Origin of the sequence: Pseudomonas sp. NPDC090233 (assembly GCF_044772285.1) — a bacterium.
In the GTDB taxonomy this organism is placed as follows: domain Bacteria; phylum Pseudomonadota; class Gammaproteobacteria; order Pseudomonadales; family Pseudomonadaceae; genus Aquipseudomonas.
In genome coordinates this window covers 235,037-259,821 of sequence record NZ_JBIVYQ010000007.1, presented here as the reverse complement: position 1 = coordinate 259,821, position 24,785 = coordinate 235,037, and the positions used below count along the sequence as shown (strand labels likewise).

The 24,785-nt window shown below is 62.6% G+C and carries 22 protein-coding genes and 1 pseudogene; 11 read left to right on the top strand and 12 right to left on the bottom strand.

The window, feature by feature from the left end; all coding sequences use genetic code 11:
- The first annotated feature begins 18 nt into the window (after positions 1–18).
- From ACIQUF_RS20975 to ACIQUF_RS20965, 3 genes are all read left to right on the top strand, one after another.
- Positions 19–1,272: an OprD family porin gene (locus ACIQUF_RS20975; RefSeq protein WP_403134986.1), complete on the top strand. Its 1,254-nt coding sequence runs from the start codon at positions 19–21 to the stop codon at positions 1,270–1,272.
- Positions 1,273–1,480: 208 nt separating this feature from the next.
- Complete coding sequence (locus tag ACIQUF_RS20970; RefSeq protein WP_403134984.1) at positions 1,481–2,404, top strand: LysR family transcriptional regulator; 924 nt, start codon at positions 1,481–1,483, stop codon at positions 2,402–2,404.
- A 68-nt stretch (positions 2,405–2,472) separates the two neighbouring features.
- The gene (locus ACIQUF_RS20965; RefSeq protein WP_403134982.1) at positions 2,473–2,985 is read left to right on the top strand and encodes a DUF962 domain-containing protein; all 513 of its coding nucleotides are present in this window, start codon (positions 2,473–2,475) and stop codon (positions 2,983–2,985) included.
- Here the strand turns inward: ACIQUF_RS20965 and pcaC are convergent.
- The 9 genes from pcaC to pcaR all read right to left on the bottom strand — a co-directional run bounded on the left by pcaC (position 2,982) and on the right by pcaR (position 12,474).
- A complete protein-coding gene (gene pcaC / locus ACIQUF_RS20960; protein ID WP_403134981.1) occupies positions 2,982–3,374 on the bottom strand; it encodes a 4-carboxymuconolactone decarboxylase in 393 nt (130 codons plus the stop codon). The genes ACIQUF_RS20965 and pcaC overlap by 4 nt on opposite strands.
- Positions 3,375–3,384: 10 nt before the next feature.
- On the bottom strand, positions 3,385–4,176 hold the full coding sequence (gene pcaD / locus ACIQUF_RS20955) for a 3-oxoadipate enol-lactonase (protein ID WP_403134979.1): 792 nt from the start codon (positions 4,174–4,176) through the stop codon (positions 3,385–3,387).
- 11 nt (positions 4,177–4,187) lie between these two features.
- Positions 4,188–5,540 (bottom strand): 3-carboxy-cis,cis-muconate cycloisomerase, encoded by a 1,353-nt coding sequence (locus ACIQUF_RS20950; protein WP_403134977.1) that lies wholly within the window; start codon positions 5,538–5,540, stop codon positions 4,188–4,190.
- Positions 5,541–5,549: 9 nt separating this feature from the next.
- On the bottom strand, positions 5,550–6,839 hold the full coding sequence (locus tag ACIQUF_RS20945) for an MFS family transporter (protein ID WP_403134974.1): 1,290 nt from the start codon (positions 6,837–6,839) through the stop codon (positions 5,550–5,552).
- A 126-nt stretch (positions 6,840–6,965) separates the two neighbouring features.
- Positions 6,966–8,171: a 3-oxoadipyl-CoA thiolase gene (gene pcaF, locus ACIQUF_RS20940; RefSeq protein WP_403135329.1), complete on the bottom strand. Its 1,206-nt coding sequence runs from the start codon at positions 8,169–8,171 to the stop codon at positions 6,966–6,968.
- A complete protein-coding gene (locus tag ACIQUF_RS20935; protein WP_400800178.1) occupies positions 8,168–8,947 on the bottom strand; it encodes a CoA-transferase subunit beta in 780 nt (259 codons plus the stop codon). The genes pcaF and ACIQUF_RS20935 overlap by 4 nt, the downstream gene beginning before the upstream one ends.
- Positions 8,944–9,804 carry a CoA transferase subunit A gene (locus ACIQUF_RS20930; protein ID WP_403134970.1) on the bottom strand — a complete coding sequence of 287 codons (861 nt, stop codon included), beginning with the start codon at positions 9,802–9,804 and terminating at the stop codon, positions 8,944–8,946. The genes ACIQUF_RS20935 and ACIQUF_RS20930 overlap by 4 nt, the downstream gene beginning before the upstream one ends.
- Before the next feature lie 225 nt (positions 9,805–10,029).
- Complete coding sequence (locus ACIQUF_RS20925; RefSeq protein WP_403134968.1) at positions 10,030–11,373, bottom strand: MFS transporter; 1,344 nt, start codon at positions 11,371–11,373, stop codon at positions 10,030–10,032.
- A gap of 225 nt (positions 11,374–11,598) precedes the next feature.
- Entirely contained in the window at positions 11,599–12,474 is an 876-nt protein-coding gene (pcaR, locus tag ACIQUF_RS20920; protein ID WP_403134966.1) for a pca regulon transcriptional regulator PcaR, read from the bottom strand.
- 463 nt (positions 12,475–12,937) lie between these two features.
- Between pcaR and ACIQUF_RS20915 the strand changes: the two genes are divergently transcribed.
- Both ACIQUF_RS20915 and ACIQUF_RS20910 read left to right on the top strand, forming a co-directional pair.
- Positions 12,938–13,138, top strand: coding sequence for a hypothetical protein (locus ACIQUF_RS20915; RefSeq protein WP_400800167.1), 201 nt, complete (start codon positions 12,938–12,940; stop codon positions 13,136–13,138).
- A 328-nt stretch (positions 13,139–13,466) separates the two neighbouring features.
- Entirely contained in the window at positions 13,467–14,939 is a 1,473-nt protein-coding gene (locus ACIQUF_RS20910; RefSeq protein WP_403134963.1) for an inorganic phosphate transporter, read from the top strand.
- 59 nt (positions 14,940–14,998) lie between these two features.
- On the opposite strand, the gene ACIQUF_RS20905 is transcribed toward ACIQUF_RS20910, so the two are convergent.
- Entirely contained in the window at positions 14,999–16,474 is a 1,476-nt protein-coding gene (locus ACIQUF_RS20905) for a helicase HerA-like domain-containing protein (protein WP_403134962.1), read from the bottom strand.
- Between the two features lie 97 nt (positions 16,475–16,571).
- Between ACIQUF_RS20905 and ACIQUF_RS20900 the strand changes: the two are divergent.
- From ACIQUF_RS20900 to ACIQUF_RS20880, 5 genes and pseudogenes are all read left to right on the top strand, one after another.
- Positions 16,572–17,657 (top strand): annotated as a pseudogene (locus tag ACIQUF_RS20900) (cache domain-containing protein); the annotation flags it as partial.
- 93 nt (positions 17,658–17,750) lie between these two features.
- A complete protein-coding gene (locus ACIQUF_RS20895; protein WP_400800589.1) occupies positions 17,751–18,515 on the top strand; it encodes a methyl-accepting chemotaxis protein in 765 nt (254 codons plus the stop codon).
- Between the two features lie 164 nt (positions 18,516–18,679).
- Positions 18,680–19,771, top strand: a complete 1,092-nt coding sequence (locus ACIQUF_RS20890; protein WP_403135326.1) for a glycosyltransferase family 4 protein — start codon at positions 18,680–18,682, stop codon at positions 19,769–19,771.
- Positions 19,764–20,528: a DUF2334 domain-containing protein gene (locus ACIQUF_RS20885; protein ID WP_403134960.1), complete on the top strand. Its 765-nt coding sequence runs from the start codon at positions 19,764–19,766 to the stop codon at positions 20,526–20,528. Before ACIQUF_RS20890 ends, ACIQUF_RS20885 begins: the two co-directional genes overlap by 8 nt.
- The gene (locus ACIQUF_RS20880; RefSeq protein WP_403134957.1) at positions 20,525–21,517 is read left to right on the top strand and encodes a lysylphosphatidylglycerol synthase transmembrane domain-containing protein; all 993 of its coding nucleotides are present in this window, start codon (positions 20,525–20,527) and stop codon (positions 21,515–21,517) included. The genes ACIQUF_RS20885 and ACIQUF_RS20880 overlap by 4 nt, the downstream gene beginning before the upstream one ends.
- A gap of 187 nt (positions 21,518–21,704) precedes the next feature.
- On the opposite strand, the gene purU is transcribed toward ACIQUF_RS20880, so the two are convergent.
- Complete coding sequence (gene purU / locus ACIQUF_RS20875; RefSeq protein WP_403134955.1) at positions 21,705–22,556, bottom strand: formyltetrahydrofolate deformylase; 852 nt, start codon at positions 22,554–22,556, stop codon at positions 21,705–21,707.
- 296 nt (positions 22,557–22,852) lie between these two features.
- Between purU and mvaT the strand changes: the two genes are divergently transcribed.
- Positions 22,853–23,230 (top strand): histone-like nucleoid-structuring protein MvaT, encoded by a 378-nt coding sequence (gene mvaT / locus ACIQUF_RS20870; RefSeq protein ID WP_346614540.1) that lies wholly within the window; start codon positions 22,853–22,855, stop codon positions 23,228–23,230.
- A gap of 83 nt (positions 23,231–23,313) precedes the next feature.
- On the opposite strand, the gene sbcB is transcribed toward mvaT, so the two are convergent.
- Complete coding sequence (gene sbcB / locus ACIQUF_RS20865; protein ID WP_403134953.1) at positions 23,314–24,747, bottom strand: exodeoxyribonuclease I; 1,434 nt, start codon at positions 24,745–24,747, stop codon at positions 23,314–23,316.
- Between the last annotated feature and the right edge of the window lie 38 nt (positions 24,748–24,785).

Here is a 24,785-nt window from a genome sequence, read left to right as displayed (position 1 = left end):
ACAAGAGATCCACGACAGATGAGCACTTCGCACCCCGCACGCCAGCTGCTGCCCGGCCTGTTGGCCATGTCCTGCGCGCTCCCCGCGTTCGCCGCCGAAGGCGGGTTCATGGAGGACGCCAAGGCCAGCCTCAACCTGCGCAACTTCTACATCAACCGCAATTTCGTCGACCCGGCCCACTCGCAAGCCAAGGGCGAAGAATGGACGCAAAGCTTCATCCTCGATGCCCGTTCCGGCTTCACCCAGGGCACGGTGGGGTTCGGCGTGGACGTGCTGGGCCTGTACTCGGTCAAGCTCGATGGCGGTAAAGGCACCACCAATACCCACCTGCTGCCGGTGCACGACGATGGCCGCCCTGCCGACGATTTCGGCCGCCTGGGCGTGGCGCTGAAAGCCAAGCTGTCGCAAACCGAACTGAAAGTCGGCGAGTGGATGCCGGTGCTGCCAATCCTGCGCTCGGACGATGGCCGCTCGCTGCCGCAAACCTTCCGCGGCGGCCAGCTGACTTCTAAGGAAATCGACGGCCTGACCCTGTACGCCGGCCAGTTCCGCGGCAACAGCCCGCGCAACGACGCCAGCATGGAAGACATGTCGTTGAACGGCCGCGCGGCCTTCACCTCCGACCGCTTCAACTTCGGCGGCGGTGAGTACACCTTCAACGACAAGCGCACGATGATCGGCCTGTGGGATGCCCAGCTCAAGGATATCTACCGCCAGCAGTACCTCAACCTGGTACACAGCCAGCCGCTCGGCGAATGGACCCTGGGCGCCAACCTCGGCTACTTCATCGGCAAGGAGGATGGCGCTGAACGGGCAGGCGAACTCGACAACCGCACGGCCTCGGCGATGCTCTCGGCGCGTTACAAGGGTAGTACTTTCTATGTCGGCCTGCAGAAGGTCAGCGGCGACGATGCCTGGTTGCGAGTCAACGGCACCAGTGGCGGCACCCTGGCCAACGACAGCTACAACTCAAGTTTCGACAATGCCAAGGAGCGCTCCTGGCAGGTGCGTCATGACTTCAATTTCGTCACTGTCGGCATACCGGGATTGACCCTGATGAACCGCTATATCAAGGGTGACAATGTCACGGCAGGCGGCGTGACCGATGGCAAGGAATGGGCGCGCGAGACGGAGCTGGCCTATGTGGTGCAATCCGGGTCGTTCAAGGATTTGTCGGTGAAGTGGCGTAACTCGACCATGCGCCGTGACTTCAGCACCAATTCGTTCGATGAGAATCGGTTGATTGTGAGCTATCCGTTGAATCTGCTTTGAATGTGCTGGCCTCATCGCGGCTGAAGCCGCTCCTACAGGTTCCTCACCACTTCAACACCTGTGCATGACCCGTAGGAGCGGCTTTAGCCGCGATGAGGCCATACGCCCCAGCAAATAACCAAAAGAAATAAACAAATCAATAAACCTTCTTTGACGACATATAAATCAGCCGATTAAATCGAGCCCTGTTTCCGCTGCAGAGCCTGACATGGACCTTCGCCAACTGCGCTACTTCATCGCCCTCACCGAGTACCGCAGCTTCGTCCGCGCCGCCGAGGCCATGGGTATCACCCAACCCGCATTCAGCCGCGCCATCCAGGGCCTGGAGCAGGCCTTCGGCTGTGCCTTGGTCGACCGCGCCAGCAAAGCCCTGCCGCCAACCCCCGAAGGTCTGGTAGTACTGCAACACGCCAGGCGCCTGGTCCAAGGCGCCGCGCAACTGAGCAACGAAGTGCTGCAGATGACCAAGCTCGATGCCGGCGAACTGCATTTCGGCAGCGGCCCCGCCCTGGCCGTGCGCCTGGTCCCGGAAGCCTTGCGCCACTTCATTGCTAGCCACACTGGGATCCGCACCGCGCTGCTGGTCGACAACGCCGAACGCCTGGGCCAGGCCCTGCGCCGCGAACAGATCGAGTTCTTCGTCGATGACATCCGCCCGTTCGAAGCCGACCCGAACTTCCACACCGAACCGCTCAGCCCACGCCCCGGTCTGTTCTTTTGCCGCCCCGGCCATCCGTTGCTGGCCAAGGACAGCCTGTCGACCAACGACCTGTTCGCCTACCCCCTCGCCAGCGCCCTACTCGCCCCCGGCGTGCGCAAGCGCTTGGCCAACCTGAGCGGACGTAGCGACTTCACCCCGCACCTGCAGACCGAGCACCTCGCCATACTGCGCAGCGTTGTGCAGTCTACCGACGCAATAGGCACCGCCAGCGAGGAGGCGGTGGCCGATGACCTGGCTGCCGGGCGCCTGGTACGCCTGCACTGGCGCAATCTGCCACCTGCACTGGAAGTGCTGAGCGTGCGCTGTGGCGTGGTCAGCCGCAGCGGCTACCGCCTGTCACCGGCGGCGCGGGCGATGATCGAGACGCTGGTGGGGCTTGATGCGCCGCTGCGCAGTGCTGCCATTCGCTGAACTGATGATGCTGTGACTTCCGGCTATCCTCAGCATTATTGGGGGAGGTCAGCCAAGGAGGAACAACAATGAAAAACCTCGTCGAACACCTGAGCCAGTACGCCAACTACCACCGCGACCCGCGCAATATAGGCACACACTTCATCGGCATCCCGCTGATCGTGGCGGCGGTGGCCATCCTGCTGTCGCGACCCGGCTGGGACCTGGCGGGCATCTGGCTGTCCCCTGCCCTGCTGGCCGCAGCGGCCTCGGTGTGGTTCTACCTGCGCCTGGACCTGCGCTTCGGGCTGGTGATGGGTGTGCTGCTGGGGCTGTGCCTGTGGGTGGGACAGGTGTTGGCGGTGCAAAGCACTTCGCTGTGGCTAAGCGTCGGAATAGGGGCGTTCGTGGTGGGCTGGATCATTCAATTCGTCGGGCATCATTACGAGGGCCGCAAGCCGGCGTTCGTCGATGATGTCAGCGGGCTGATCATCGGGCCTCTGTTCGTAGTGGCCGAAGCGGCCTTCATGTTGGGCCTGTGCCCGGCACTGAAACAGGCCGTGGAAGCCAATGCCGGGCCGGTGGCGATTCGCGGTAGTTAATCCCGCGACTCCACACCCAATTCATCCCACACCGACTCCGCCAGGTGGAAGGTGGCATTGGCCGCCGGAATGCCGCAGTAGATAGCGCTTTGCATCAGCACTTCTTTGATCTCGTCACGGGTCACGCCGTTGTTGGCCGCAGCGCGCAGGTGCAGCTTGAGCTCGTCGTTGCGGTTCATGCCGATCAACATGGCGATGGTGATCAGGCTGCGGGTGTGGCGTGGCAGGCCCGGGCGGGTCCAGATATCACCCCAGGCATGGCGAGTGATCATGTTCTGGAACTCGCCGTTGAAGTCGTTGAGCTTCTCCAGGCTGCGGTCCACGTGGGCATCGCCAAGCACTGCGCGGCGTACTTGCATGCCGGCTTCGTAACGTTGTTTCTCATCCATGGCGTGGTCCTCAGCGAGCCAGCAGGAAGTCGAGCACGCGGCGGCTGAATGCCTCGCCGATTTCGACGTTGGACAGGTGCGCCGCCGGGAACTCGGCGTAAGTGGCACCGATGATGTTGGCCTGCATGAAGCGGCCATGTTCCGGCGTGGTCACCACGTCCTCAGTGCCGGCCACGACCAGCGTAGGCACCTGGATACGGCCCAGTTGCTCACGGAAATCGGCATCGCGCACGGCCGCGCAGTTACCGGCATAGCCTTCGGGGGACGTCTGCGCGAGCATCTGGCAGATGCGCTGCGCCTGCTCGGGTTGCGCCTCGGCAAACGCGGGGGTGAACCAGCGGGCGATGGAGGCATCGCGCAGGTCGGCCATGGCTTGCTGGCCACCCTTGAGCACGGTGTCGATGCGGGTGTTCCATACCTCATCGTTGGCGATTTTCGCTGCGGTGTTGCACAACGTCAGGCTATGCAAGCGAGTACCCGCATGGATGCCCAGCCACTGGCCGATCAGGCCGCCCATGGACAGGCCGACGAAATGGGCGTGCTGGATGTCCAGGGCATCGAGCAGTGCCAGTACATCCTGGCCCAGCTGTTCGATGCTATAGGGACCGTCGGTAACCAGCGAAGCGCCGTGGCCACGGGTGTCATAGCGCAGCACTCGGAAGTGCTCACTCCACAGCGGAATCTGGCTGTCCCACATGCCAAGATCGGTACCCAGCGAGTTGGACAGCACCAGCACCGGGGCATCTTCCGGGCCGTCGAGTTGGTAATTCAGTACGCCATCGGCCAGTTGCACATGCGCCACAGCGGTCTCCTTCAGGCAGTGAAACGTTGATGTTCAGCCACGGCGCGCGCCACCCAGACGAGGGCCTGGCCGAGGTAATGGGCAGGGTCGAGCAGCCGATCGAGTTCGGCCTCGGTCAGCTCGGCGGTCACCTGGGGTTCGTCGCCCAGCACGGCGCGCAAGTGGCGCTGTTCGGCCACGGCGCGCTGGCAGCATTGCTCCAGCAGGTGATGGGCGCGGTCGCGGCCCAGGCGCTGGGCCAGGACGATGCTCACCGCTTCGGCCAACACCAGGCCCTGGGTCAGGTCGAGGTTGCGGCGCATGCGCTCGGCATCCACCTCCATGCCCTCGGCGATCACCTGGGCTTGGCGCAGGGCACCCGAAACCAGGCAGCAGATATCCGGCAATGTTTCCCACTCGGCATGCCACAGGCCGAGGCTGCGCTCGTGCTCCTGGAGCATTGCACTGTAAAGCGTCGACACCAGGCCGGGTACGCGGGTGGCGGCACCGATCAGCACCGCCGCGCCCACCGGGTTGCGCTTGTGCGGCATGGTCGACGAGCCGCCCTTGCCCGGCGCGGAGGGTTCGAACACTTCGCCCGCTTCGGTCTGCATCAGCAGGCTGACGTCGCGGCCGAATTTGCCCAGGCTACCAGCGATCAGGCCCAGCACCGAGGCGAATTCCACCAGGCGGTCACGCTGGGTGTGCCACGGTTGTTCAGGCAAGGTCAATTTGAGCTGTTCGGCCAAACCTTCGGCGACCGGCAGCGCCTTGCTGCCAAGGGCCGCAAGGCTGCCCGAGGCACCCCCGAACTGCAGCACCAGCAAACGCGGGCGCAGCTCCTGCAGGCGCTGGCGGTGACGGGTCAGAGCCCCGAGCACACCGGCCAACTTCATGCCCAGGGTCACGGGCGTTGCATGCTGCAGCCAGGTCCGCCCCACCAGCGGCGTGTCGGCATGCTGCAGGGCCTGGCGCGACAAGGTATCGGCCAGTTTGGCAAGATCCGCCTCGATCAGGCCCAGCGCATCGCGCAACTGCAGCACCAGACCGGTGTCCATCGCATCCTGGCTGGTGGCGCCGAGGTGTACATACCGCTCCGCCTCGGGCACACCGCTGGCGATCACTTTGCCCAATGCCTTGACCAGCGGGATCGCCGAATTACCAGCGGTGGCGATGGCATCGGCCAGCGCGCGAACGTCATAGCGCTCAGCCTGGCAGCCGGCCTCGATGGCGGCCACGGCGCTATGCGGCACCAACCCCGCCGCAGCTTCGGCCCGCGCCAGAGCTGCTTCGAAATCAAGCATGCCCTGCAGGCGACCGCGGTCGGAGAAGATCTCGCGCATGGCCGGGGCGGTGAAATAGGCGTCGAACAGCTGGTTGGTCATGCAACGTCCTTAATCATCATGGTGCAGGTACGCTGCCTGTTTCGGCAGGCGCAGGCTGAACAGGAAGGCAATGGCCATCATCGCTGTCACGTACCAGTAGAAGGTGTTCTCCATGCCCAGGGTTTTCAAGCCCAGGGCCACGTATTCGGCCGAGCCGCCGAACATTGCATTCGCCACTGCATAGGCCAGGCCGACACCCAGCGCACGTACCTGCGGCGGGAACATTTCGGCTTTCACCAGGCCACTGATCGAGGTGTAGAAACTGACGATGCACAGGGCCAGGGTAATCAGCACGAAGGCCATGAACGGGCTGGTCACGGTTTTCAGCGCCATCAGCAGCGGCACAGTGAACAGCGTACCCAAGGCACCGAACAGCAGCATCGAATTACGCCGGCCAATGCGGTCGGAGAGCATGCCGAAGAACGGCTGCAGCACCATGAACAGGAACAGCGCGCCGGTCATCACGTAGCTGGCGTGCTTCGCGGTCATGCCAGCGGTGTTGACCAGGTACTTCTGCATGTAGGTGGTGAAGGTGTAGAAGATCAACGAACCGCCGGCGGTGTAGCCGAGCACGGTGATGAAGGCTGCGGCGTGGTTGCGGAACAGGCCTTTGACCGAGCCCGCATCCTTGTCATTACGGGTTTCGGCGCTGCTGGTTTCGTGCAGCGAGCGGCGCAGCATCAGCGAGATCAACGCGGCGATGGCGCCGACCACGAACGGAATGCGCCAGCCCCAGGCGCGCAGTTCCTCTTCAGTCAGCAGTTGTTGCAGGATCACCACCACCAGCACCGCCAGCAACTGGCCGCCGATCAGCGTCACGTACTGAAACGAGGCAAAGAAACCACGCTGGCCGCGCAGCGCCACTTCACTCATGTAGGTGGCGGTGGTGCCGTACTCGCCACCCACCGACAGGCCCTGGATCAGGCGCGCCAGCAACAGCAGCGCCGGCGCCCAGGTGCCGATGCTGGCATAGGTGGGCAGGCAGGCGATCATCAAGGAGCCGAAGCACATCATCAGCACCGAGATCATCAGGGAATTCTTGCGACCATGACGGTCGGCCAGGCGGCCGAAGATCCAGCCACCGATGGGGCGCATCAAAAAGCCCGCCGCGAACACGCCGGCGGTATTGAGCAACTGCACGGTCGGGTCGTCGGAGGGGAAAAAGGCCGGGGCGAAGTAGATCGCGCAGAAGGCGTAGACGTAGAAGTCGAACCATTCCACCAGGTTGCCTGAGGAGGCACCGACGATGGCGAAGATGCGCTTACTGCGCTCTTCGCCGGTGTAATAGGCTGAGGTCATGATGGTTTTACTCCTGGAGGGTGCTAGGTAAGTCTAGACATACCTAGTAACACACTCGTTCCGCTTTAGGGCCGCCCATTAGCCTTGTGTCTTACAGGGCCGGCCCCGCGAAGAGGCCGGTACTGATCAAACGCGCTCGATTGCCAGCGCCAAGCCCTGGCCAACCCCAACACACATGGTCGCCAGTCCCTTACGCCCACCGCTCTTTTCCAGCTGGTGAAGCGCAGTCAACACCAACCGCGCCCCACTCATACCCAGCGGATGCCCCAGGGCAATCGCACCGCCATTGGGGTTTACCTGCGGTGCATCATCGGCCACACCTAACTCACGCAGCACCGCCAGGCCTTGGCTGGCAAACGCTTCATTGAGCTCGATCACGTCGAAATCGCTCACCGCCACACCCAGGCGCTCGGTCAGCTTGCGCACTGCCGGCACCGGGCCGATGCCCATCACGCGGGGGGCAACGCCACCGCTGGCCATGCCCAATACACGGGCGCGCGGGGTCAGGCCGTGCTTCTTCACCGCATCCGCCGAGGCGAGGATCAGTGCCGCAGCACCGTCGTTCACGCCCGAAGCGTTGCCGGCGGTGACGGTCTTGTCCGGGCCATTGACCGGTTTGAGTCTGGTCAGCGCTTCCAGGGTCGTTTCCGGGCGCAGGTGCTCGTCCCGCTCGACGATGGTTTCCCCCTTCTTGTGGGCGATACGCACTGGCACGATTTCTTCGGCAAAGAAGCCGGCAGCCTGGGCGGCGGCAGCCTTCTGCTGGCTGCGCAGGGCGAAGGCGTCCTGGTCGGCACGCGAAACCTGGTAATCGTCGGCCACGTTGTCAGCGGTTTCGGGCATGGAGTCCACGCCGTACTGGCTCTTCATCAGCGGGTTGATGAAGCGCCAGCCGATGGTCGTGTCCTCAAGCTTCATGTTGCGCGAATAGCCACTTTCAGCCTTGCCCATGACGAACGGCGCACGCGACATCGACTCGACGCCGCCGGCAATGGCCAACTCCATCTCGCCGCTGGCGATGGCACGGAATGCCGTGCCGATGGCGTCCATGCCCGAAGCGCACAAGCGGTTGAGGGTCACGCCTGGGACACTCTCCGGCAGGCCGGCCAGCAACAGCGCCATGCGCGCAACGTTGCGGTTGTCCTCACCGGCCTGGTTGGCGCAGCCGAAGAACACTTCGTCGAGCTGATCCCACTGCACGCCCGGGTTTCGTTCGATCAGCGCCTTGAGCGGGACCGCTGCCAGGTCGTCGGCACGCACGCCGGCCAGGGCGCCGCCGAAGCGGCCGATCGGCGTGCGAATAGCGTCACAGATGAATACGTCGCGCATCAGGCTTCTCCTGCCACCTGGCCATGGGCCGCGGCGGTGCGGGCTTCGAGGTCACGCAGTGCACCCAGTTCGACCTCGGTGGGTTCGGCGGTGGTCTGCACATCGTCGGCGAAACGGATCGCCCAGCCGGTGGCGGCGGTGATCTGCTCGCGGGTCACGCCCGGGTGGATGGCGGTGACCACGAATTCGTGGGTGCCGGCTTCCGGCTCCATGATGCACAGGTCGGTGATGATGCCGACCGGGCCTTCGCCTGGCAGGCCCAGGCGTTTACGCGAATCGCCGCCTTCACCGTGGCCGACCGAGGTGATGAAATCGAGCTTGTCGACGAAGGCACGCGGCGACTGCTTGAGGATGATCAGTACCTGCTTGGCAGAGCCTGCGATTTCCGGCGCGCCACCGGCACCCGGCAGGCGAGTTTTCGGGGCGTGATAATCACCGACCACGGTGGTGTTGATGTTGCCGAAGCGGTCGACCTGGGCCGCACCGAGGAAGCCGACGTCGATACGGCCACCTTGCAGCCAGTAGCGGAAAATCTCGCCGGTTGGCACCACAGTGTCGGCGGTTTCGGCCAGCTCGCCGTCACCGATCGACAGCGGCAGCACGCTCGGCTTGGCGCCGATCGGGCCGGATTCGTAGATCAGCACCACGTCTGGCGACGAAGTCAGGCGCGCCAGGTTGGCGGCCTTGGACGGCAGGCCGATGCCGACGAAGCAGACTGCCCCATTGCGCAGGCGACGGGCGGCGGCAACAGTCATCATTTCAGAAGTGGAGTAGCTCATTGTGCAGCCTCCGCAGTGCTGGCCAGCTTGGCTTTGAATTCGTTGAAGTCGGCGGTGCCACGGATGTAGGTGTCGATCCAGGCGGTGAACGACTCACGATTGCGCGCGATCGGGTCCCAGGCCTGGTAGAAACGGTTGTCACGCTCGTAGTAACCGTGGGCGTAGGACGGGTGTGCGCCACCAGGCACCAGGCAGACCGCGCTGAGCGCCCAGGTCGGCAGTACGCAGGCGTTCATCGGCGCCTGCAGGTCATCGACGATTTCCTCGACGGTGACGATGCAGCGCTTGGCGGCCAGGGCGGCTTCTTTCTGCACGCCGAGGATGCCCCACAGCAGCACATTGCCCTTGCGGTCGGCCTTCTGCGCGTGGATCACGGTCACATCCGGACGTACCGACGGCACCGCTGCGAGCACTTCACCGGTGAACGGGCAGGTGACGCTCTTGATCAGCGGGTTGACCTTCGGCAGATCGGACCCGGCGTAGGCACGCAGTACTGCAAACGGCAAACCAGAGGCACCGGCGACGTAGGCATTGGCCAGGTCGGCGTGGCTGTGTTCTTCGATTTCGATCGCATGCGGCCACTGCTTCTCGACAGCATCTCGCAGGCGGTGCAGCGAGCCGACACCGGGGTTGCCGCCCCAGGAGAAGATCAACTTGCTGGCGCAGCCGGCACCGATCAGCTGGTCGTAGATCAGGTCCGGGGTCATGCGCACCAGGGTCAGGTCACGCTTGCCCTGACGGATGATCTCGTGGCCGGCGGCGGTCGGGATCAGGTGGGTGAAGCCTTCGAGGGCGACGGTATCGCCGTCCTGGATGAACTGCTTCACGGCTTCGTGAAGCGGGAGAATTGCAGCCATTTGGAGACTCCTGGTCAGGGTGCTACGTTGAGCTCAGATTAAGGAGCCGGGTGGGTCGCTGACAATCCGATAATCGACTATTCGTGCGATTATCGAACTATTTGTTGCCCAACTCCCTCTCTCTAAAATCCACTGCAGCCCCCGTGGGAGCGGCTTTAGCCGCGAAGCAAGCGACACGGTGGATGGCACCGGCTCCGCCGGTGTTCGCGGCTGAAGCCGCTCCTACTAGGTCGCGTCCGCGTGGCTTACCAAGCCTTTCACGATGACACCCACGGTCGCCAAAGCCGCCGGCACCAGCAACGCCGTCAGCACCTGCTCGAAGTTCCAGCCCAGGCCCAGCAGCGTCGCGCCACTCCAGGCACCGAGGATCGCGCCGAAGCGACCAATGCCCAGCATCCAGGACACGCCGGTGGCGCGCGCCTGGGTCGGGTAGAAACGCGCCGCCAGCGACGGCATGGCCGATTGCGCGCCGTTCACGCACATGCCGGCGACCAGCACCAACGTGGCAAGCACAGTGATGTTGCCCAAGCTTTGGCCGACTGCGTAGGCAAACACGCCCGCCAGCAGGTAAAAGATGCCGATGACCTTGTGCGGGTTGTAGCGGTCCATGGCCCAGCCCACCGCCACGGCGCTGAGCACGCCACCGAACTGGAACAACGCACCGATGAAGGCCGCCTGCTCCATGCTCGCACCGCTGTCACGCATCAGCGTCGGCAACCAGCTGGTCAGCAAGTAGACGATCACCAGGCCCATGAAGTAGGTCAGCCACAGCAGCATCGTGCCCAGGCCGTAGGTGCCGGAGAAAATCACCGCGAACACGTTGCGCGCAGCCACGGCTTTCTGTTCCGGCACGCTGAAACTGGCCGCTTGCGCCACCACCGCCGGGGCGATCGGCGCCAGGGTCTTGCGCACCTTGTCGGTACCGCGATTGCGTACTACCAGGAAGCGCGCCGACTCCGGCAACCAGACCATCAGCACCACCGCCAACAGCAGCGGCAGCACCCCACCGACCACAAGCAGGCTGTGCCAGCCATAGGCCGGGATCATCTTGGCGGAGATGAAACCGCCACCGGCCATACCTAAGTTGAAGCCGCAGAACATGCTGGTGACCAGCAGCGACTTGAGGCGCTCGGGGGTGTATTCGGAGAGCAGCGTAGTAGCGTTTGGCATGCCGGCGCCCAGGCCCAGGCCGGTCAGGAAACGCAGCACCAGCAACTGGTCGACGTTGCTGGCATAGGCCGAAGCGAGGCTGAAACCGCCAAACACGAGTACCGCGCCGACCAGCACGCCCTTGCGGCCAAAGCGGTCAGCCAATGGCCCTGATCCCAGTGCGCCGAAGACCATACCGATCAATGCAGCGCTCATCACCGGGCCGAGGCTTGCGCGGTCGATCCCCCACTCCTGCGACAACGCCGGGGCGATGAAACCCATGGCGGCAGTGTCCAAGCCATCGAGGAAAACAATCAGGAAACACAGAATCACCACTCGCCATTGATAGCGCGACAGTGGTTGGTCATTGATGAACGACTGGACGTCGAGGCAGTTCCCGACTGATTGAGGCTTGTTCATTGTTGTTATCCAGAAGTGCGCACAATCGGGCCGCTGCACTGGGCAACCAGTACAGGGTTGTGGATCGAGGAATGCGCCGGTTAATTGTTCTTGTTCGGTCGGCTAAGCCGACCGTTGCGAGAGACATTAATCAGCGAATGAAGGGGGCGCAATTCGCCCGGAGCGACAATGTGCGTTTATCGCACAAGAAACGGAGGGAGTGTTCGATATGGGTGCAAAGGGCACTCAGCCAAACAGCTGGTGGCAAAGATCACGGCTCGAAGCCAGCAGGATCGGCAGGAAACGCTGCTCCAGCTCGCTACGGCTGACCCGTCCGACATGGGTGCTGACGTTCAGCGCCGCCAGCACCTGCCCCGAAGCGTCATATATCGGCACGGCAATCGAGCGCAGCCCCTGCTCCAGCTCCTGATCGACCACGCACCAGCCTTGCGCGCGTACCTGTTGGATACAGGCGAACAGCGACTCGGGGTCGTGCAGGGTTCGGCTGGTCCGCGCCTTGAGGTCGGCGCGGTCGAGGTACTCGCGCAAACTGGTGTCGTCCATCGCCGCCAAGAGGATACGCCCCATCGACGTGCAATAGGCCGGCAACCGCCCACCGACCGAGAGGTCGACCGAGATCAGCCGCTCGACCGTGGCGGAACGGGCTATATAAAGAATGTCGTCGCCTTCGAGGGTGGCCATGTTGGCGGCCTCGTGCAATTGATCGCTGATGCGATCCAGATAAGGCTGGGCTGATACCGCCAGCGGCGTCGATGACAGGTAGGCATGGCCCAGGGTCAGCACCTTGGGCAACAGCGAATAGGTGCGCCCGTCAGTGGTGGCATAGCCCAATTTGATCAGCGTATGCAGGCATCGACGCACGGCCGCACGGGGGATTTCGGTACGGTGGCTGATCTGCGCGATGGTCAGGTGGCGCTTGCGCTCCTGGAAGGCCTGGATGACGGCAAGGCCTCGGGCCAGCGAGGTCATGAAATCCGGATCGCCCGTGAATGCCTGAATACGCTTGGCTGGTGACGCCACGATGGGCGGTGCCATGGCCGGTGTCGTCGGGCGTGCCGAGTCAGGGCTGGCAGATTCGTTGACCGGAGTTTCGTCGCTCATCGCTCACCTCAAAAAAAACGCTGCTTCGTGCGATTATCGAACAAACGGCCGATAATCGCAATTGACCGCTGACACGTTTGCTTATACCTTTCTCCTGCCACATGTGGCTTCTTTGGAGAGACTGGTCAGGTACCCACCGTAGAAGTCCCCAGGCAACGGCCTCGCCTTGTGCGGGGCCGTTTTATTTGCCTCGCTGGCAGGCGCAACAGCAGCGAACTTTGCGATAAGTGCCTGTTCAAACTTTGCACAGGCAGGCGCAACCCGCAAACTTTGACAACTGATGTCAGGGTTGAGTAAATAAGTCTGTTTGCCGTTTTTACCATTGCTATAATCGATTCTGCTGGCCCGGATCGATACTCCGGCAGTTAACACCCGCCTGACCCTTATACGACGACCAGCACATCCTGTGCATGGGCAACTACCCCGTGCACGCAACACCAGCCTTCTACATTCAGGTACTACTGTGACGAAAGATGAACTGCGCGCGGAACTCGAGCGCCAGGCTGAACGTTACAAGGAAGTTTACGGTGGTGAAGTCACCACTTACGCGGCGCAACCGGAACCGGAACGCAAACCCTGGCGCAAACGTGCCACGGTTCAGGATCAAGTGTTCAGCCAGGAACTGGAAAAGATGGAAAAAGAACTGCGCAGCGAAGAGCCCTGAGCAGCCTTGCCCATCCGCTTGCATCTGCCATCGCGTCGTGGGGCCAACGTCCCCCGATGCGGCTTATCCTTGCCGAACAGCCGAGGATGAAAAGGAATTACACAAATTTCATACACCCGTTTGAACTGCTGTCTCGCCTTGCCGTTTTCAGACATTTGGCGGACTTAGGCTATTTTTGTAGCTTTTTACGGAACTTTTACCGGTTTATTCCGTCGCCAGCAAAGCTTTGAGGCAGATCACAAAGGTGCCATCGGTCAGCTACGGGTGCATCGATTGCAAAGGTTTTCTGGCATAATCCCGCCCCCCAAATGACCGCCAGACAACCTTCATGATCGATTTATTCAGCGGACTGGATGCCTGGGTATTGGTGAGCCTGCTGCTCGCCCTGACCTTCGTGCTCGCATTCGAGTTCATCAATGGCTTTCATGACACCGCCAACGCGGTAGCCACCGTCATCTATACCAAAGCCATGCCACCACACCTGGCCGTGTTCTTCTCCGGGGTGTTCAACTTCCTCGGCGTACTGCTCGGTGGTGTCGGGGTGGCCTACGCCATCGTGCACCTGCTGCCGGTCGAACTGCTGATCAATGTGAACACCGGGCATGGCCTGGCCATGGTCTTCTCGCTGCTGGCCGCGGCCATCGCCTGGAACCTGGGCACCTGGTACTTCGGCATCCCGGCTTCCAGCTCGCACACCCTGATCGGCTCGATCCTCGGTGTGGGCCTGGCCAACGCCATGATCAACGACATCCCACTGGGTGACGGCGTCAACTGGCAGAAGGCGATCGACATCGCCATGTCGCTGGTGGTCTCGCCAATGGCCGGTTTCGCTGTCGCCGCACTGCTGCTGCTCGGCCTGAAGTGGTGGCGCCCGCTGTCGAAGATGCACAAGACGCCAGAGCAGCGTCGCAAGCTCGACGACAAGAAGCACCCACCGTTCTGGAACCGCCTGGTACTGGTGATTTCGGCGATGGGCGTGAGCTTCGTGCACGGCTCCAACGATGGCCAGAAGGGCATCGGCCTGATCATGCTGGTGCTGATCGGTATCGTCCCGGCCAAGTTCGTGCTCGACCTGAACAGCACCACCTACCAGATCGAACGCACCCGCGACGCGACCACTCACCTGAGCCAGTTCTATCAGCGCAACGCCGCTACCCTGGGTGAGTTCCTGGCGCTGGGCAAGGCACAGGCCAGCGACCTGCCGGAGCAGTTCAGCTGCAATCCGCAACAGACCGAGCCGACCATCGCCGCGCTGCAGTCCTCGCTGCAAGGTGTGACCGATTACCGTGCCCTGGATGCCGAGAAGCGCGTGGAAGTCCGCCGCTACCTGCTGTGCCTGGATGACACCGCTAAGAAAGTCGGCAAGCTGCCAGGCCTGGAGGCCCGTGAAAAGGCCGACCTGGACAAGCTGCGCAAAGACCTCACCGCCACCACCGAATACGCCCCGTTCTGGGTGATCGTAGCCGTCGCCCTGGCCCTCGGCCTGGGCACCATGGTCGGCTGGAAGCGCGTGGTACTGACCGTTGGCGAGAAGATCGGCAAGCAGGGCATGACCTATGCCCAGGGCATGTCGGCACAGATCACCGCAGCCTGCGCCATCGGTCTGGCCAACGTCTTCGCCCTGCCGGTGTCGACTACCCACGTGCTGTCGTCCGGCGTGGCCGGCACCATGGTCGCCAACAAGAGCGGCCTGCAAGGCGGCACGGTGAAGACCATCCTGCTGGCCTGGGTACTGACTCTGCCTGCAACGGTGGGCCTGTCGGCCGGCCTGTTCTGGCTGGCGTCCAAAGCGATTGGCTGAGCCCTGCTGCTGACATGAAAAAGGCGCCTTCGAGGCGCCTTTTTCATGGGCAAGAAGCGCTAGCGCTTCTTGCCTCCAAGCAATGACCCCATCAACCCGCGCATCAGCTGCCGCCCCAACTGGTTGGCCGCCTGGCGCACCGCAGACTTGATCGCCTGCCCCGCCGCACTCTGCAGAAAATCCCCAGCCTTGTCGGCCAGGCTCTCTTCATCCGCCTTCGGCACCGGCGCCGGCTCTACCGGCTCGCCCTTGCGCTGGGTCAGCATTTCATAAGCCGACTCGCGGTCAATCGGCTTGTCATAGCGCCCCGCCAACGGCGACCCGGCAATCAACGCACTGCGCTCGGCCGCGCTCAACGGCCCAATGCGCGACTGTGGCGGCGCAATCAGCACCCGCTGGACCATCGCCGGTGTGCCCTTCTCTTCCAGGGTGCCTACCAGCGCCTCACCAATACCCAGCTCGGTCAACACCGCCAAGGTGTCGAATGCAGGATTTGGCCGAAAACCATCCGCCACGGCCCTCAGCGACTTCTGCTCCTTGGCGGTGAACGCGCGCAAACCATGCTGGATGCGCAGCCCCAACTGGGCCAGCACGGTATCCGGCAGGTCACCCGGAGATTGGGTGACGAAAAATACTCCCACGCCTTTGGAACGAATCAACCGCACCACCTGCTCCAGGCGGTCCTGAAGAGCCTTGGGCGTGCCGTTGAACAGCAGATGCGCCTCATCGAAAAACAGCGCCAACACTGGCTTGTCAGCATCGCCGCGTTCCGGCAGTTGCTCGAACAGCTCGGCCAGCAACCACAACAGGAAGGTGGCGTATACCTTTGGCGCCTCGTGCACCAGGCGGCTGGCATCGAGCAAATGAATGCGCCCGCGGCCATCACCGTCGGGCCGCAACAGGTCTTCCAGTTGCAGGGCCGGTTCACCGAACAGCGCCTCAGCGCCCTGCTGCTCCAGTGTTGCCAGACGGCGCAGCAAGGCCTGGGTCGAGGCGGTGGTCATCAGTGCGCTGTCTTCGCCCAGCAGTTGCGGGTTGTCTTTCAAGTGCGCGAGCAGCGCCTTGAGGTCCTTGAGGTCAAGCAGCAGCAAGCCATCCCGGTCGGCCACCTTGAACGCGGCATACAGCGCTGCCTGCTGGCTGTCGGTCAGTTCCAGCAGGTTGCCGAGCAACAACGGCCCCATTTCGCTAAGCGTGGTGCGTAGCGGATGGCCAGATTGCCCGGCGATATCCCACAGGCTCAGCGGATAAGCCTGGGCCTGATAGCCCAGCCAAGGCATGCCAGCGATTCGCTCGGCCACCTTGCCCTGCGGCGCGCCTGCGGCCCCGACACCGCACAGGTCGCCTTTGACATCAGCCGCGAACACAGCCACGCCAGCATCACTGAACACCTCTGCCAAGTGCTGCAAGGTCACGGTCTTACCAGTACCGGTGGCACCGGCCACTAACCCGTGGCGATTGGCCAGGCGCATGGCTTGATGGACTGGCTGGCCATCCGGGCCAGCGCCTACAACTATGGTCGAAGATTCCGGCATCTTTTCAATCCTCTACTCAAGCTTGGCCACCCGTCGGCCGATACGTCGGGATGATATTCGCCTTTAAAGACAGAACACCCCTGAAAGGATTTTCGGGATGTTGCACTGTTTTATAGCGGTACTTGTGCGAACGCCCGATAAAAACCTTAGCGGAACCGATTACGCCATGAACAAAAGCCTTCGTTTCAGCCACAAGATTCTTTTCGCCGCCTCATTGATCGTGATACTCGCTTTCAGCCTGTTCACGCTCTACAACGATTATCTTCAGCGTAATGCCATCCGCGAAAACCTGGAGAATTATCTGGCGGAAATGAGTGCGTCCACTTCCACCAACATTCGCAACCTCTTCGAAGGCCGTATCAAGCTGGTTGAAAACCTGGCACAGAACATTGCCCAGCAACCTGCCAATGCTGAAACGCTGATGGGCCAGAACGCGCTGATCTCGAGCTTTCTGACCGTCTACCTGGGCAAGGTCGACGGCGGCTTCAGCGTGCGCCCCGACTCGCCGATGCCCGAGGGCTACGACCCGCGCACCCGCCCCTGGTACAAGGACGGCATGAATGCCCAGGGCGCCATCCTTACCGAGCCCTACATCGACATGACCACCAACAAGATGGTCATCGGCATCCTCAGCAAGGTCTCCGGAAGCGTCGGCGTGGTCGGCGGCGACCTGGCCCTGGACGGCCTGGTGCAGATCATCAACTCGCTGAATTTCGGCGGCATGGGCTATGCCTTCCTGGTCAACGACCAGGGCAAGATCCTGGTGCACCCGGACCAGGCGCTGGTGATGAAATCGCTGTCGGATCTGTTCCCGCAGCACACACCGAAATTGTCCGGTGAACTGACTGAAATTCAGGCCGACGGCCAGACCCGCCTCCTGACCTTCACCCCGATCAAGGGCCTGCCATCGGCCAACTGGTACATCGGCCTGTCGGTGGACAAAGACAAAGCCTTCGCCATGCTCAGCACCTTCCGCACCTCGGCGGTGATCGCCACGGTGGTCGCGGTGGTGATTATCATCGGCCTGCTCGGCCTGTTGATCCGCGTGCTGATGCAACCGCTGTTGACCATGACCCGCGCGATGGAAGACATCGCCGAAGGCGAAGGCGACCTGACCAAGCGCCTGAAGATTCACAACCATGACGAATTCGGCATCCTCGGCACCGCGTTCAACCGCTTCGTCGAACGTATCCACGGGTCGATCCGCGAAGTGTCCTCGGCCACCGAGCAGGTCAACGAAGTCGCCCTGCGGGTGATCAGCGCCTCCAATTCGTCGATGACCAATTCCGACGAGCAATCAAATCGCACCAACAGCGTAGCCGCCGCCATCAACGAACTGGGCGCCGCTGCCCAGGAAATCGCCGGCAATGCCGCCCAGGCCTCGCAGCATGCCAGCTCCGCGCGCCTGTTGGCTGAAGAAGGGCAACAGGTGGTGGCGCGCAACATCGATGCGATGAACCGCCTGTCGGACCTGATCGTCACTTCTAGCGCGCACATCGAGACGCTCAACAGCAAGACCGTGAACATCGGCCAGATCCTCGAAGTGATCACCAGCATCTCCCAGCAGACCAACCTGCTGGCGCTCAACGCCGCGATCGAAGCGGCCCGGGCCGGTGAAGCCGGGCGTGGTTTCGCGGTGGTGGCCGACGAGGTTCGCAACCTGGCGCACCGCACCCAGGAATCGGCGCAGCAGGTGCAGACCATGATCGAGGAGCTGCAGGTCGGCGCACGCGAGTCCGTCGATACCATGGGCCAGAGCCAGCGCCACAGCCAGGACAGCATGGCCATCGCCAACCAGGCCGGCGAGCGCCTGGACAGCGTCACCGTGCGCATCGGCGAGATCGACGGCATGAACCAGTCGGTAGCCACCGCCACCGAAGAGCAGACGGCCGTGGTCGACTCGATCAACATGGACATCAACGAGATCAACATGCTCAACCAGGAAGGGGTCGAGAACCTGCAGGCCACCCTGCGCGCGTGCTCGGACCTTGAGCAGCAGGCCAGCCGCCTCAAGCACCTGGTCGGCAGCTTCCGCATCTGACCTCCAGCGGCAGGCAGCCAGCTGCCTGCCGCGAATCCAACCGAACAAACTATCCTTCTGGTAGGTCAACCTTTAGGCGCGTCATCGCCGGCTCATTACAGCCGGATGACAGACCCGAAGACGATCCCGGAGGGACGCTGATCGTGCACATCGCTGACATCACCATGTTCTACGCCCCGGCCAGTGGCGGCGTACGGACTTACCTTGATGCCAAACACCACCGCCTCGATGCCCTCCAGGGCGTGCGCCACAGCTTGCTGATCCCCGGTGCCAGTGCGCGCCACGCCGATGGCATCTACCACGTCCCCGCCCCACCCCTGCCCTTTGGCAACGGCTACCGTTTCCCGGTGCGCCTGGCGCCCTGGTGCAATGTGCTGCGCGGCCTCAAGCCCGACCTGATCGAGGTGGGCGACCCCTACCTCACAGCCTGGGCTGCCCTGGAGGCGCGGCGGCAGCTCGACGTGCCGGTGATCGGTTTCTACCATTCCGACCTGCCGCTGCTGGTCAGCAACCGCATGGGCAACTGGTTCACCCCGAATGTCGAAGCCTACGTCAGCAAGCTGTACGGCAATTTCGACCGGGTGCTGGCACCCAGCCAGGTGATGGCCGACAAACTGCGCCGCCTGGGCGTGCGTGATGTCCATGTGCAGCGCCTGGGCGTCGACCTGCAGACCTTCAACCCGCAGCACCGCGACCCACAGCTGCGCGCCGAACTGGGCATCCCCGACACCAGCCGGCTGCTGGTCTTCGCTGGCCGTGGCTCGCGGGAAAAGAACCTTCCGGTGCTGCTCGACTGCATGCAGCGCCTGGGCCGCCCCTACCACTTGCTGCTGGTGGGATCGAACATGCCCGCCAACGTCCCGGGCAATGTCAGTGTGATCAATCATTTCTGCGCACCGCAGGAGGTCGCCCGACTGGTCGCCAGTGCCGACTTGCTGGTGCATGCTGGTGACCAGGAAACCTTCGGCCTGGTCATTCTCGAAGCAATGGCCAGCGCCACCCCCGTGGTCGCCGTGCGCGCCGGAGCCTTCAGCGAGATCGTCAACGACCAGTGCGGACGCCTGTGCCGGGCCAACGATGGCCTGGCCATGGCCACGGCTGTGCGCGAGGTGTTCGAGGACGGCGTACGCAAGCTGGGCGCCCAGGCCCGCAGCCATGTCGAGCAGCACTATTCATGGGACAACGTCGTCAACGGGCTGCTGCTGCATTATCAAGCGGTGCTCGGCCATCAGCCGTTGGTTCGCGCCCATGGCTGAGGCAAGCATCGCCCCGCGCAGCCTGATGCTGGTGCTGCACGACATCGCGCCCGAAACCTGGCCGGACTACCAGCCGTTCGTGCAAGCGGTCGACGAGATGGGCAACGTGCCCATGACCTGGCTGGTGGTGCCGGACTTCCATCACCGCAACCCACTGACCCGCTCGCCGACCTTCTGCCGGTTACTCGAACGGCGACTGGCGCGGGGCGACGAACTGGCGCTGCATGGGTTCTACCATGCCGACGAAGGGCCGACGCCACGCAGTCCGGGCGAGTTCTTCATGCGCCGCCTCTACACCCATGAAGGCGAATTCTATGGCCTGGACCAGGCGCAGGCCCTGCAACGCCTGGAAGCAGGCCTGGCGTTGTTCGCCCAGCAGGGCTGGCCGGTCTCCGGCTTCGTCGCCCCCGCCTGGCTGATGAGTCAGGGCACGCGCGATGCCCTGCGCCAGCTGCCATTGCGCTATACCAGCACTCCCCAGCATTTGTATCGTTTGCCGGACTTCACCGCGTACGCGGCGCCAGGCCTGGTCTGGAGCGCCCGCAGCGCCTGGCGCCGCGGCCTGTCGAGGGTGGTTTGCGACTGGCAGTGCAAGCGTTGGCGGGCCGCCGAAACCTTACGTCTTGGCCTGCACCCGGTGGACATGCGCCACCGCTCCTCGCGTAACTACTGGCTACAAACGCTCGACAACTTGCTGCTGCAAGGCCGCGAGCCACTGACCAAATCGGCCTGGCTGGAGCGCCAGGTGATCGCATGAGCCGCCTCGGCTGGCTGGCGCTGGCAATGCTGTGCGCGGTGCTGGTACCGACGTTGCTGGGCGGCAGCGAGCTGGTGCCCAGGCTCCAGGCGTTCGACCCCGGCCTGATGCTGACACTGCTGGGCATGATCCTGCTGTGCTGGATGATCAATGCCCTGCGCCTGCGACTGCTGCTTGGCCAACAAGGCGCACAGCTTGGGCACGTACGCAGTCTCGGCGTGGTAATGGCCACCGAGTTCGCCATCTGCACCACGCCAGGCGGCAGCGGCGGGCCGCTTACCCTCATGGCGCTACTGGCCCGCGAACGCATCGGCCCAGCGCGCAGCGGCGCTGTGTTTGCCATGGATCAATTGAACGACCTGCTGTTCTTCTTCTGCGCGATGCTGGCGATTGCCGGCTACGCCCTGTTCCACAGCCTCGGCCGCAGCCAGGAAACCATGCTGCTTGGCAGTGCCCTGCTGCTGTGTTCGGCCCTGGCGGCTATAGGGTTGCTGCTGCGCTATCGCCGCGCAGTGATGCGAGCGAATGGGCGCCTATTACAGCGTCTGGGCATGTCGCCACGGCGCCGACGCCGCTGGGCGCGCAAACTGCTTTCTTTCATCGCGGCCCTGGGGCAAACCTGGCAACTGCCAAAACGCACGTTGGTGCTGGTGTTCACCCTCACCTGCGCCCACTGGAGCCTGCGCTACAGCGTGCTGTACCTGGTATTGCAAGGCCTGGGCGTGGAGCTTTCGTGGATCCCCAGTTTTCTGGTGCAGATGCTCTCGCTCAGCGCCGGCCAGTTCAGCCTGTTGCCGGGTGGCGCCGGAGCCGCCGAACTGACCTCGGCCAGCCTGCTGACGCCCTTGGTGGGCAGCTCGACTGCCGCCGCGGCCATCCTGATCTGGCGCGCGGTCACGTATTACTTTTATCTGCTGGCCGGGGGGCCGGTGTTCGTCTGCCTGCTGGCGCGTCCGTTGCTGGAGCGCTGGCGGCGTCAGGCGGGTTGAGCTGGCGCCAGAGATCGGCGGCGTCGGCAAAGTCGGCCCCATCCTCTTCGCTGAGGGCGTCGAGGTCGTAACGGGCCAGGCAGCCTTCGCCGAGGGTGGGTGGCGGTGAAGCGGTGGGCTTGTTGCGGGAAGTTGCCATTGTCGTCCCCCCAAAATAACAGGGGCTGCAATGCAGCCCCCGGGTTTATCAGTCGAACACCACCGTCTTGTTGCCATGCACCAGCACGCGGTCTTCCAGGTGATAGCGCAGGCCACGGGCCAGCACCATCTTCTCGACATCACGGCCGAAGCGGACCATGTCCTCGATGCTGTCGGCATGGTTCACGCGCACCACGTCCTGTTCGATGATCGGACCCGCGTCCAGCTCTTCGGTTACGTAGTGGCAGGTCGCACCGATCAGCTTCACGCCGCGCAGTGCGGCCTGATGGTAAGGCTTGGCGCCGACGAACGATGGCAGGAAGCTGTGGTGGATGTTGATCACCCGTTCTGCGAAATCCTGGCACAACTGCGGCGGCAGGATTTGCATGTAGCGCGCCAGTACCACCACGTCAGCCGCATGCTCCTGGACCAGGCGCGATACCTCGGCAAATGCCGGTGCCTTGTCTTTCGGATCGACCGGTACGTGGAAGAACGGAATACCGTGCCACTCGACCATGCTGCGCAGGTCGTCGTGGTTGGAGATCACACATGGGATCTCGCAATCCAGCTCGTCGGTGTGCCAACGGTGCAGCAGGTCGGCCAGGCAGTGGGATTCGCGGCTGGCCATCAGCACGACACGCTTCTTCTGCGCCGAGTCGGTCACGCGCCAGGTCATGGAGAACTCTTCGGCGATCGGCGTGAATGCTTCGCGGAAGGCCTCGATACCGAACGGCAGGGATTCGGCACGGATTTCATGGCGCATGAAGAACCAACCACTCTGCTCATCGGAGTGGTGGCTGGCCTCGTTGATCCAGCCATTGTACAAAGCCAGGAAATTACTGACTTTCGCCACGATACCAACACGGTCGGGGCAGGCGATCACCAGACGATAGGTGCGCATGAATAAGACTCCAAGAACTTCGCAAAGGCGCACATTCTAGCGGCCTGCCCGAAAAAACGCAGTAATCATTGTGCCCGCCCCCAGCGCCGCCCGGCAGCGCAGGCTGCGACAACCTGCCACTGCAGTCAGATGACAAACATGACGAATTGCAGGGCCATATGTAAATTTTTCTTAACCTTGAGATATTTTGTCACAGGCACATTAAGAGTTTATGTCCTGATTAATAGGTTTACTTGAGAGTTTCGCCTGTCTATTATTGCACCACACATTTCCGAACACGCATCAAGGAACACTCCATGTCTCTGATCAACGAATACCGCGCTACCGAAGAAGCCATCAAGGAACTTCAGGCCCGCCTGGCCAACCTGTCGCAGGATGACAAGCTGAAAAAAGAACTGGAGTTCGAAGGCAAACTGCGCACCTTGATGGGCGAATACTCCAAGTCGCTGCGTGACGTCATTGCCCTTCTCGACCCAGAGTCGAAACTGAGCAAAGCCCCACGCGGTGCAGTCAAAGCCACCGCTACCAAGCGCGCGCGTAAGGTCAAGCAATACAAGAACCCGCACAACGGTGAAGTAATCGAAACCAAAGGCGGCAACCACAAAACCCTGAAAGAGTGGAAAGCCAAGTGGGGTGGTGATGTGGTTGAAAGCTGGGCGACCCTGCTGGACTGATTTGCCCGCCTTCACCTGTTACAGCTTCTAACAAATACGCCGGCTCAATGCCGGCGTTTTTGTTTATTCAAGCAACACGTCACTCAAGGATTGACGGCGAACCGCTCGGACAATTGCTGGGCATGGGCCTGCCAGGCATCCAGCACCCGCCGCCCCGCCTCGTCGGCGTTGGCCAAGGCGCCCTGCCGCGCCTGCTCGAAGTCGCCCAGTGTGTTCGGCGCGCCCCACTGCGGGTCGCTGAGCCGCTGCTGACAGAAGCCATGCCAGCGCTGACGCTCTTCACTGTTCAACGTCTCGGGGAAGTTGCGTGCCCGGTAACGGAACAACAACTCCGGCATGCGCGGATCATCGAACATCCAGTGGCCATGCCCCAACTGAGCGGGGTCCAAGGTGCGCACTTGCTCGCACAGACGCCGATCTCGGTCGCCGAGAAAACCGTCATACAACTGCTGCTCCGGATCTTCACTCGGCGTAAAGTTTTCCTTGCTGTAAATATGTTCCAGCTTGTCTTGCCACTGTGCCTGTTGATTGGCCAATGCGTCAGCACGTGTTTGCAGCAATGCCAAATCGATACCCAGCCGTTGCTGATCCGCCGGCCGCAAAACCGAAAGTGGTGCAACGACCGGGCAGCGATTGATCTGCAGCAACTTCAAAGGCACCGGCAATAGATCTTCAGCCAATGCTTCATGGCGCGTGTACAACCGCTCACGAAGGACCTCGGCACTTTCCCTTATTAACGGTAGGGTTTCCTGATGCAAGTCGCACACAATCAGTGCATTGCGATTATGTGGGTGCCAGGCCAATGGCAAGACCACGCCCAGATAATGACGGGCTGCCGAGAAGCGTCCCGATATATGCACCAGCGGTTGCAATAAACGGATTTGCTCCATCACCTTATGCTTGCTGCGCAACTGGAACAGCCATTCAAACAACTTGGGTTGCTGCTGGCGAATCAGCCGCGCCAGCGCGATGGTTGCCCGCACGTCGGAAAGTGCCTCGTGCGCATACCCATGGTCGATGCCATTGGCTTGGCTGAGCAACTCCAGGCGTAGGCTGGTGCGCCCGTCCTGCTGTGGCCAGACGATACCTTCCGGGCGCAGGGCGTACGCAGTACGCACTACGTCGATCAGATCCCAGCGGCTGTTGCCGCCCTGCCATTCGCGGGCATAGGGGTCGAAGAAGTTGCGGTACAAGCTGTAACGGGTGACTTCGTCGTCGAAGCGCAGCGTGTTGTAGCCGGCGCCACAGGTTCCCGGGCGTGCCAGCTGCTCGTGCACCCGGGTCATGAACTCGGCTTCGCACAGGCCCTTGTCAGCCAATTGTTGCGGCGTGATGCCGGTTACCAGACAAGCCGCCGGGTGAGGGAGGATATCGTCGGATGGGCGGCAATAAAGGTTGATCGGCTCGTCGACTTCATTGAGGTCGAAGTCGGTGCGCACACCGGCCACCTGCAACGGGCGGTCGCAGCGCGGGTTGATGCCGGTGGTTTCGTAGTCGTGCCAGAAGATGGAGGTCACGGGGCGGTCCTGATGCTAGGTCGCCCCGATTCTAGCGG

Coding starts and splice junctions, on each gene's coding strand:
- ACIQUF_RS20975 (WP_403134986.1), top strand. CDS start 19: ATGAGCACTTCGCACCCCGCACGCCAGCTGCTGCCCGGCCTGTTGGCC.
- ACIQUF_RS20970 (WP_403134984.1), top strand. CDS start 1,481: ATGGACCTTCGCCAACTGCGCTACTTCATCGCCCTCACCGAGTACCGC.
- ACIQUF_RS20965 (WP_403134982.1), top strand. CDS start 2,473: ATGAAAAACCTCGTCGAACACCTGAGCCAGTACGCCAACTACCACCGC.
- pcaC (WP_403134981.1), bottom strand. CDS start 3,374: ATGGATGAGAAACAACGTTACGAAGCCGGCATGCAAGTACGCCGCGCA.
- ACIQUF_RS20950 (WP_403134977.1), bottom strand. CDS start 5,540: ATGACCAACCAGCTGTTCGACGCCTATTTCACCGCCCCGGCCATGCGC.
- ACIQUF_RS20945 (WP_403134974.1), bottom strand. CDS start 6,839: ATGACCTCAGCCTATTACACCGGCGAAGAGCGCAGTAAGCGCATCTTC.
- ACIQUF_RS20935 (WP_400800178.1), bottom strand. CDS start 8,947: ATGAGCTACTCCACTTCTGAAATGATGACTGTTGCCGCCGCCCGTCGC.
- ACIQUF_RS20930 (WP_403134970.1), bottom strand. CDS start 9,804: ATGGCTGCAATTCTCCCGCTTCACGAAGCCGTGAAGCAGTTCATCCAG.
- ACIQUF_RS20925 (WP_403134968.1), bottom strand. CDS start 11,373: ATGAACAAGCCTCAATCAGTCGGGAACTGCCTCGACGTCCAGTCGTTC.
- pcaR (WP_403134966.1), bottom strand. CDS start 12,474: ATGAGCGACGAAACTCCGGTCAACGAATCTGCCAGCCCTGACTCGGCA.
- ACIQUF_RS20910 (WP_403134963.1), top strand. CDS start 13,467: ATGATCGATTTATTCAGCGGACTGGATGCCTGGGTATTGGTGAGCCTG.
- ACIQUF_RS20905 (WP_403134962.1), bottom strand. CDS start 16,474: ATGCCGGAATCTTCGACCATAGTTGTAGGCGCTGGCCCGGATGGCCAG.
- ACIQUF_RS20895 (WP_400800589.1), top strand. CDS start 17,751: ATGACCAATTCCGACGAGCAATCAAATCGCACCAACAGCGTAGCCGCC.
- ACIQUF_RS20890 (WP_403135326.1), top strand. CDS start 18,680: ATGTTCTACGCCCCGGCCAGTGGCGGCGTACGGACTTACCTTGATGCC.
- ACIQUF_RS20885 (WP_403134960.1), top strand. CDS start 19,764: ATGGCTGAGGCAAGCATCGCCCCGCGCAGCCTGATGCTGGTGCTGCAC.
- ACIQUF_RS20880 (WP_403134957.1), top strand. CDS start 20,525: ATGAGCCGCCTCGGCTGGCTGGCGCTGGCAATGCTGTGCGCGGTGCTG.
- purU (WP_403134955.1), bottom strand. CDS start 22,556: ATGCGCACCTATCGTCTGGTGATCGCCTGCCCCGACCGTGTTGGTATC.
- mvaT (WP_346614540.1), top strand. CDS start 22,853: ATGTCTCTGATCAACGAATACCGCGCTACCGAAGAAGCCATCAAGGAA.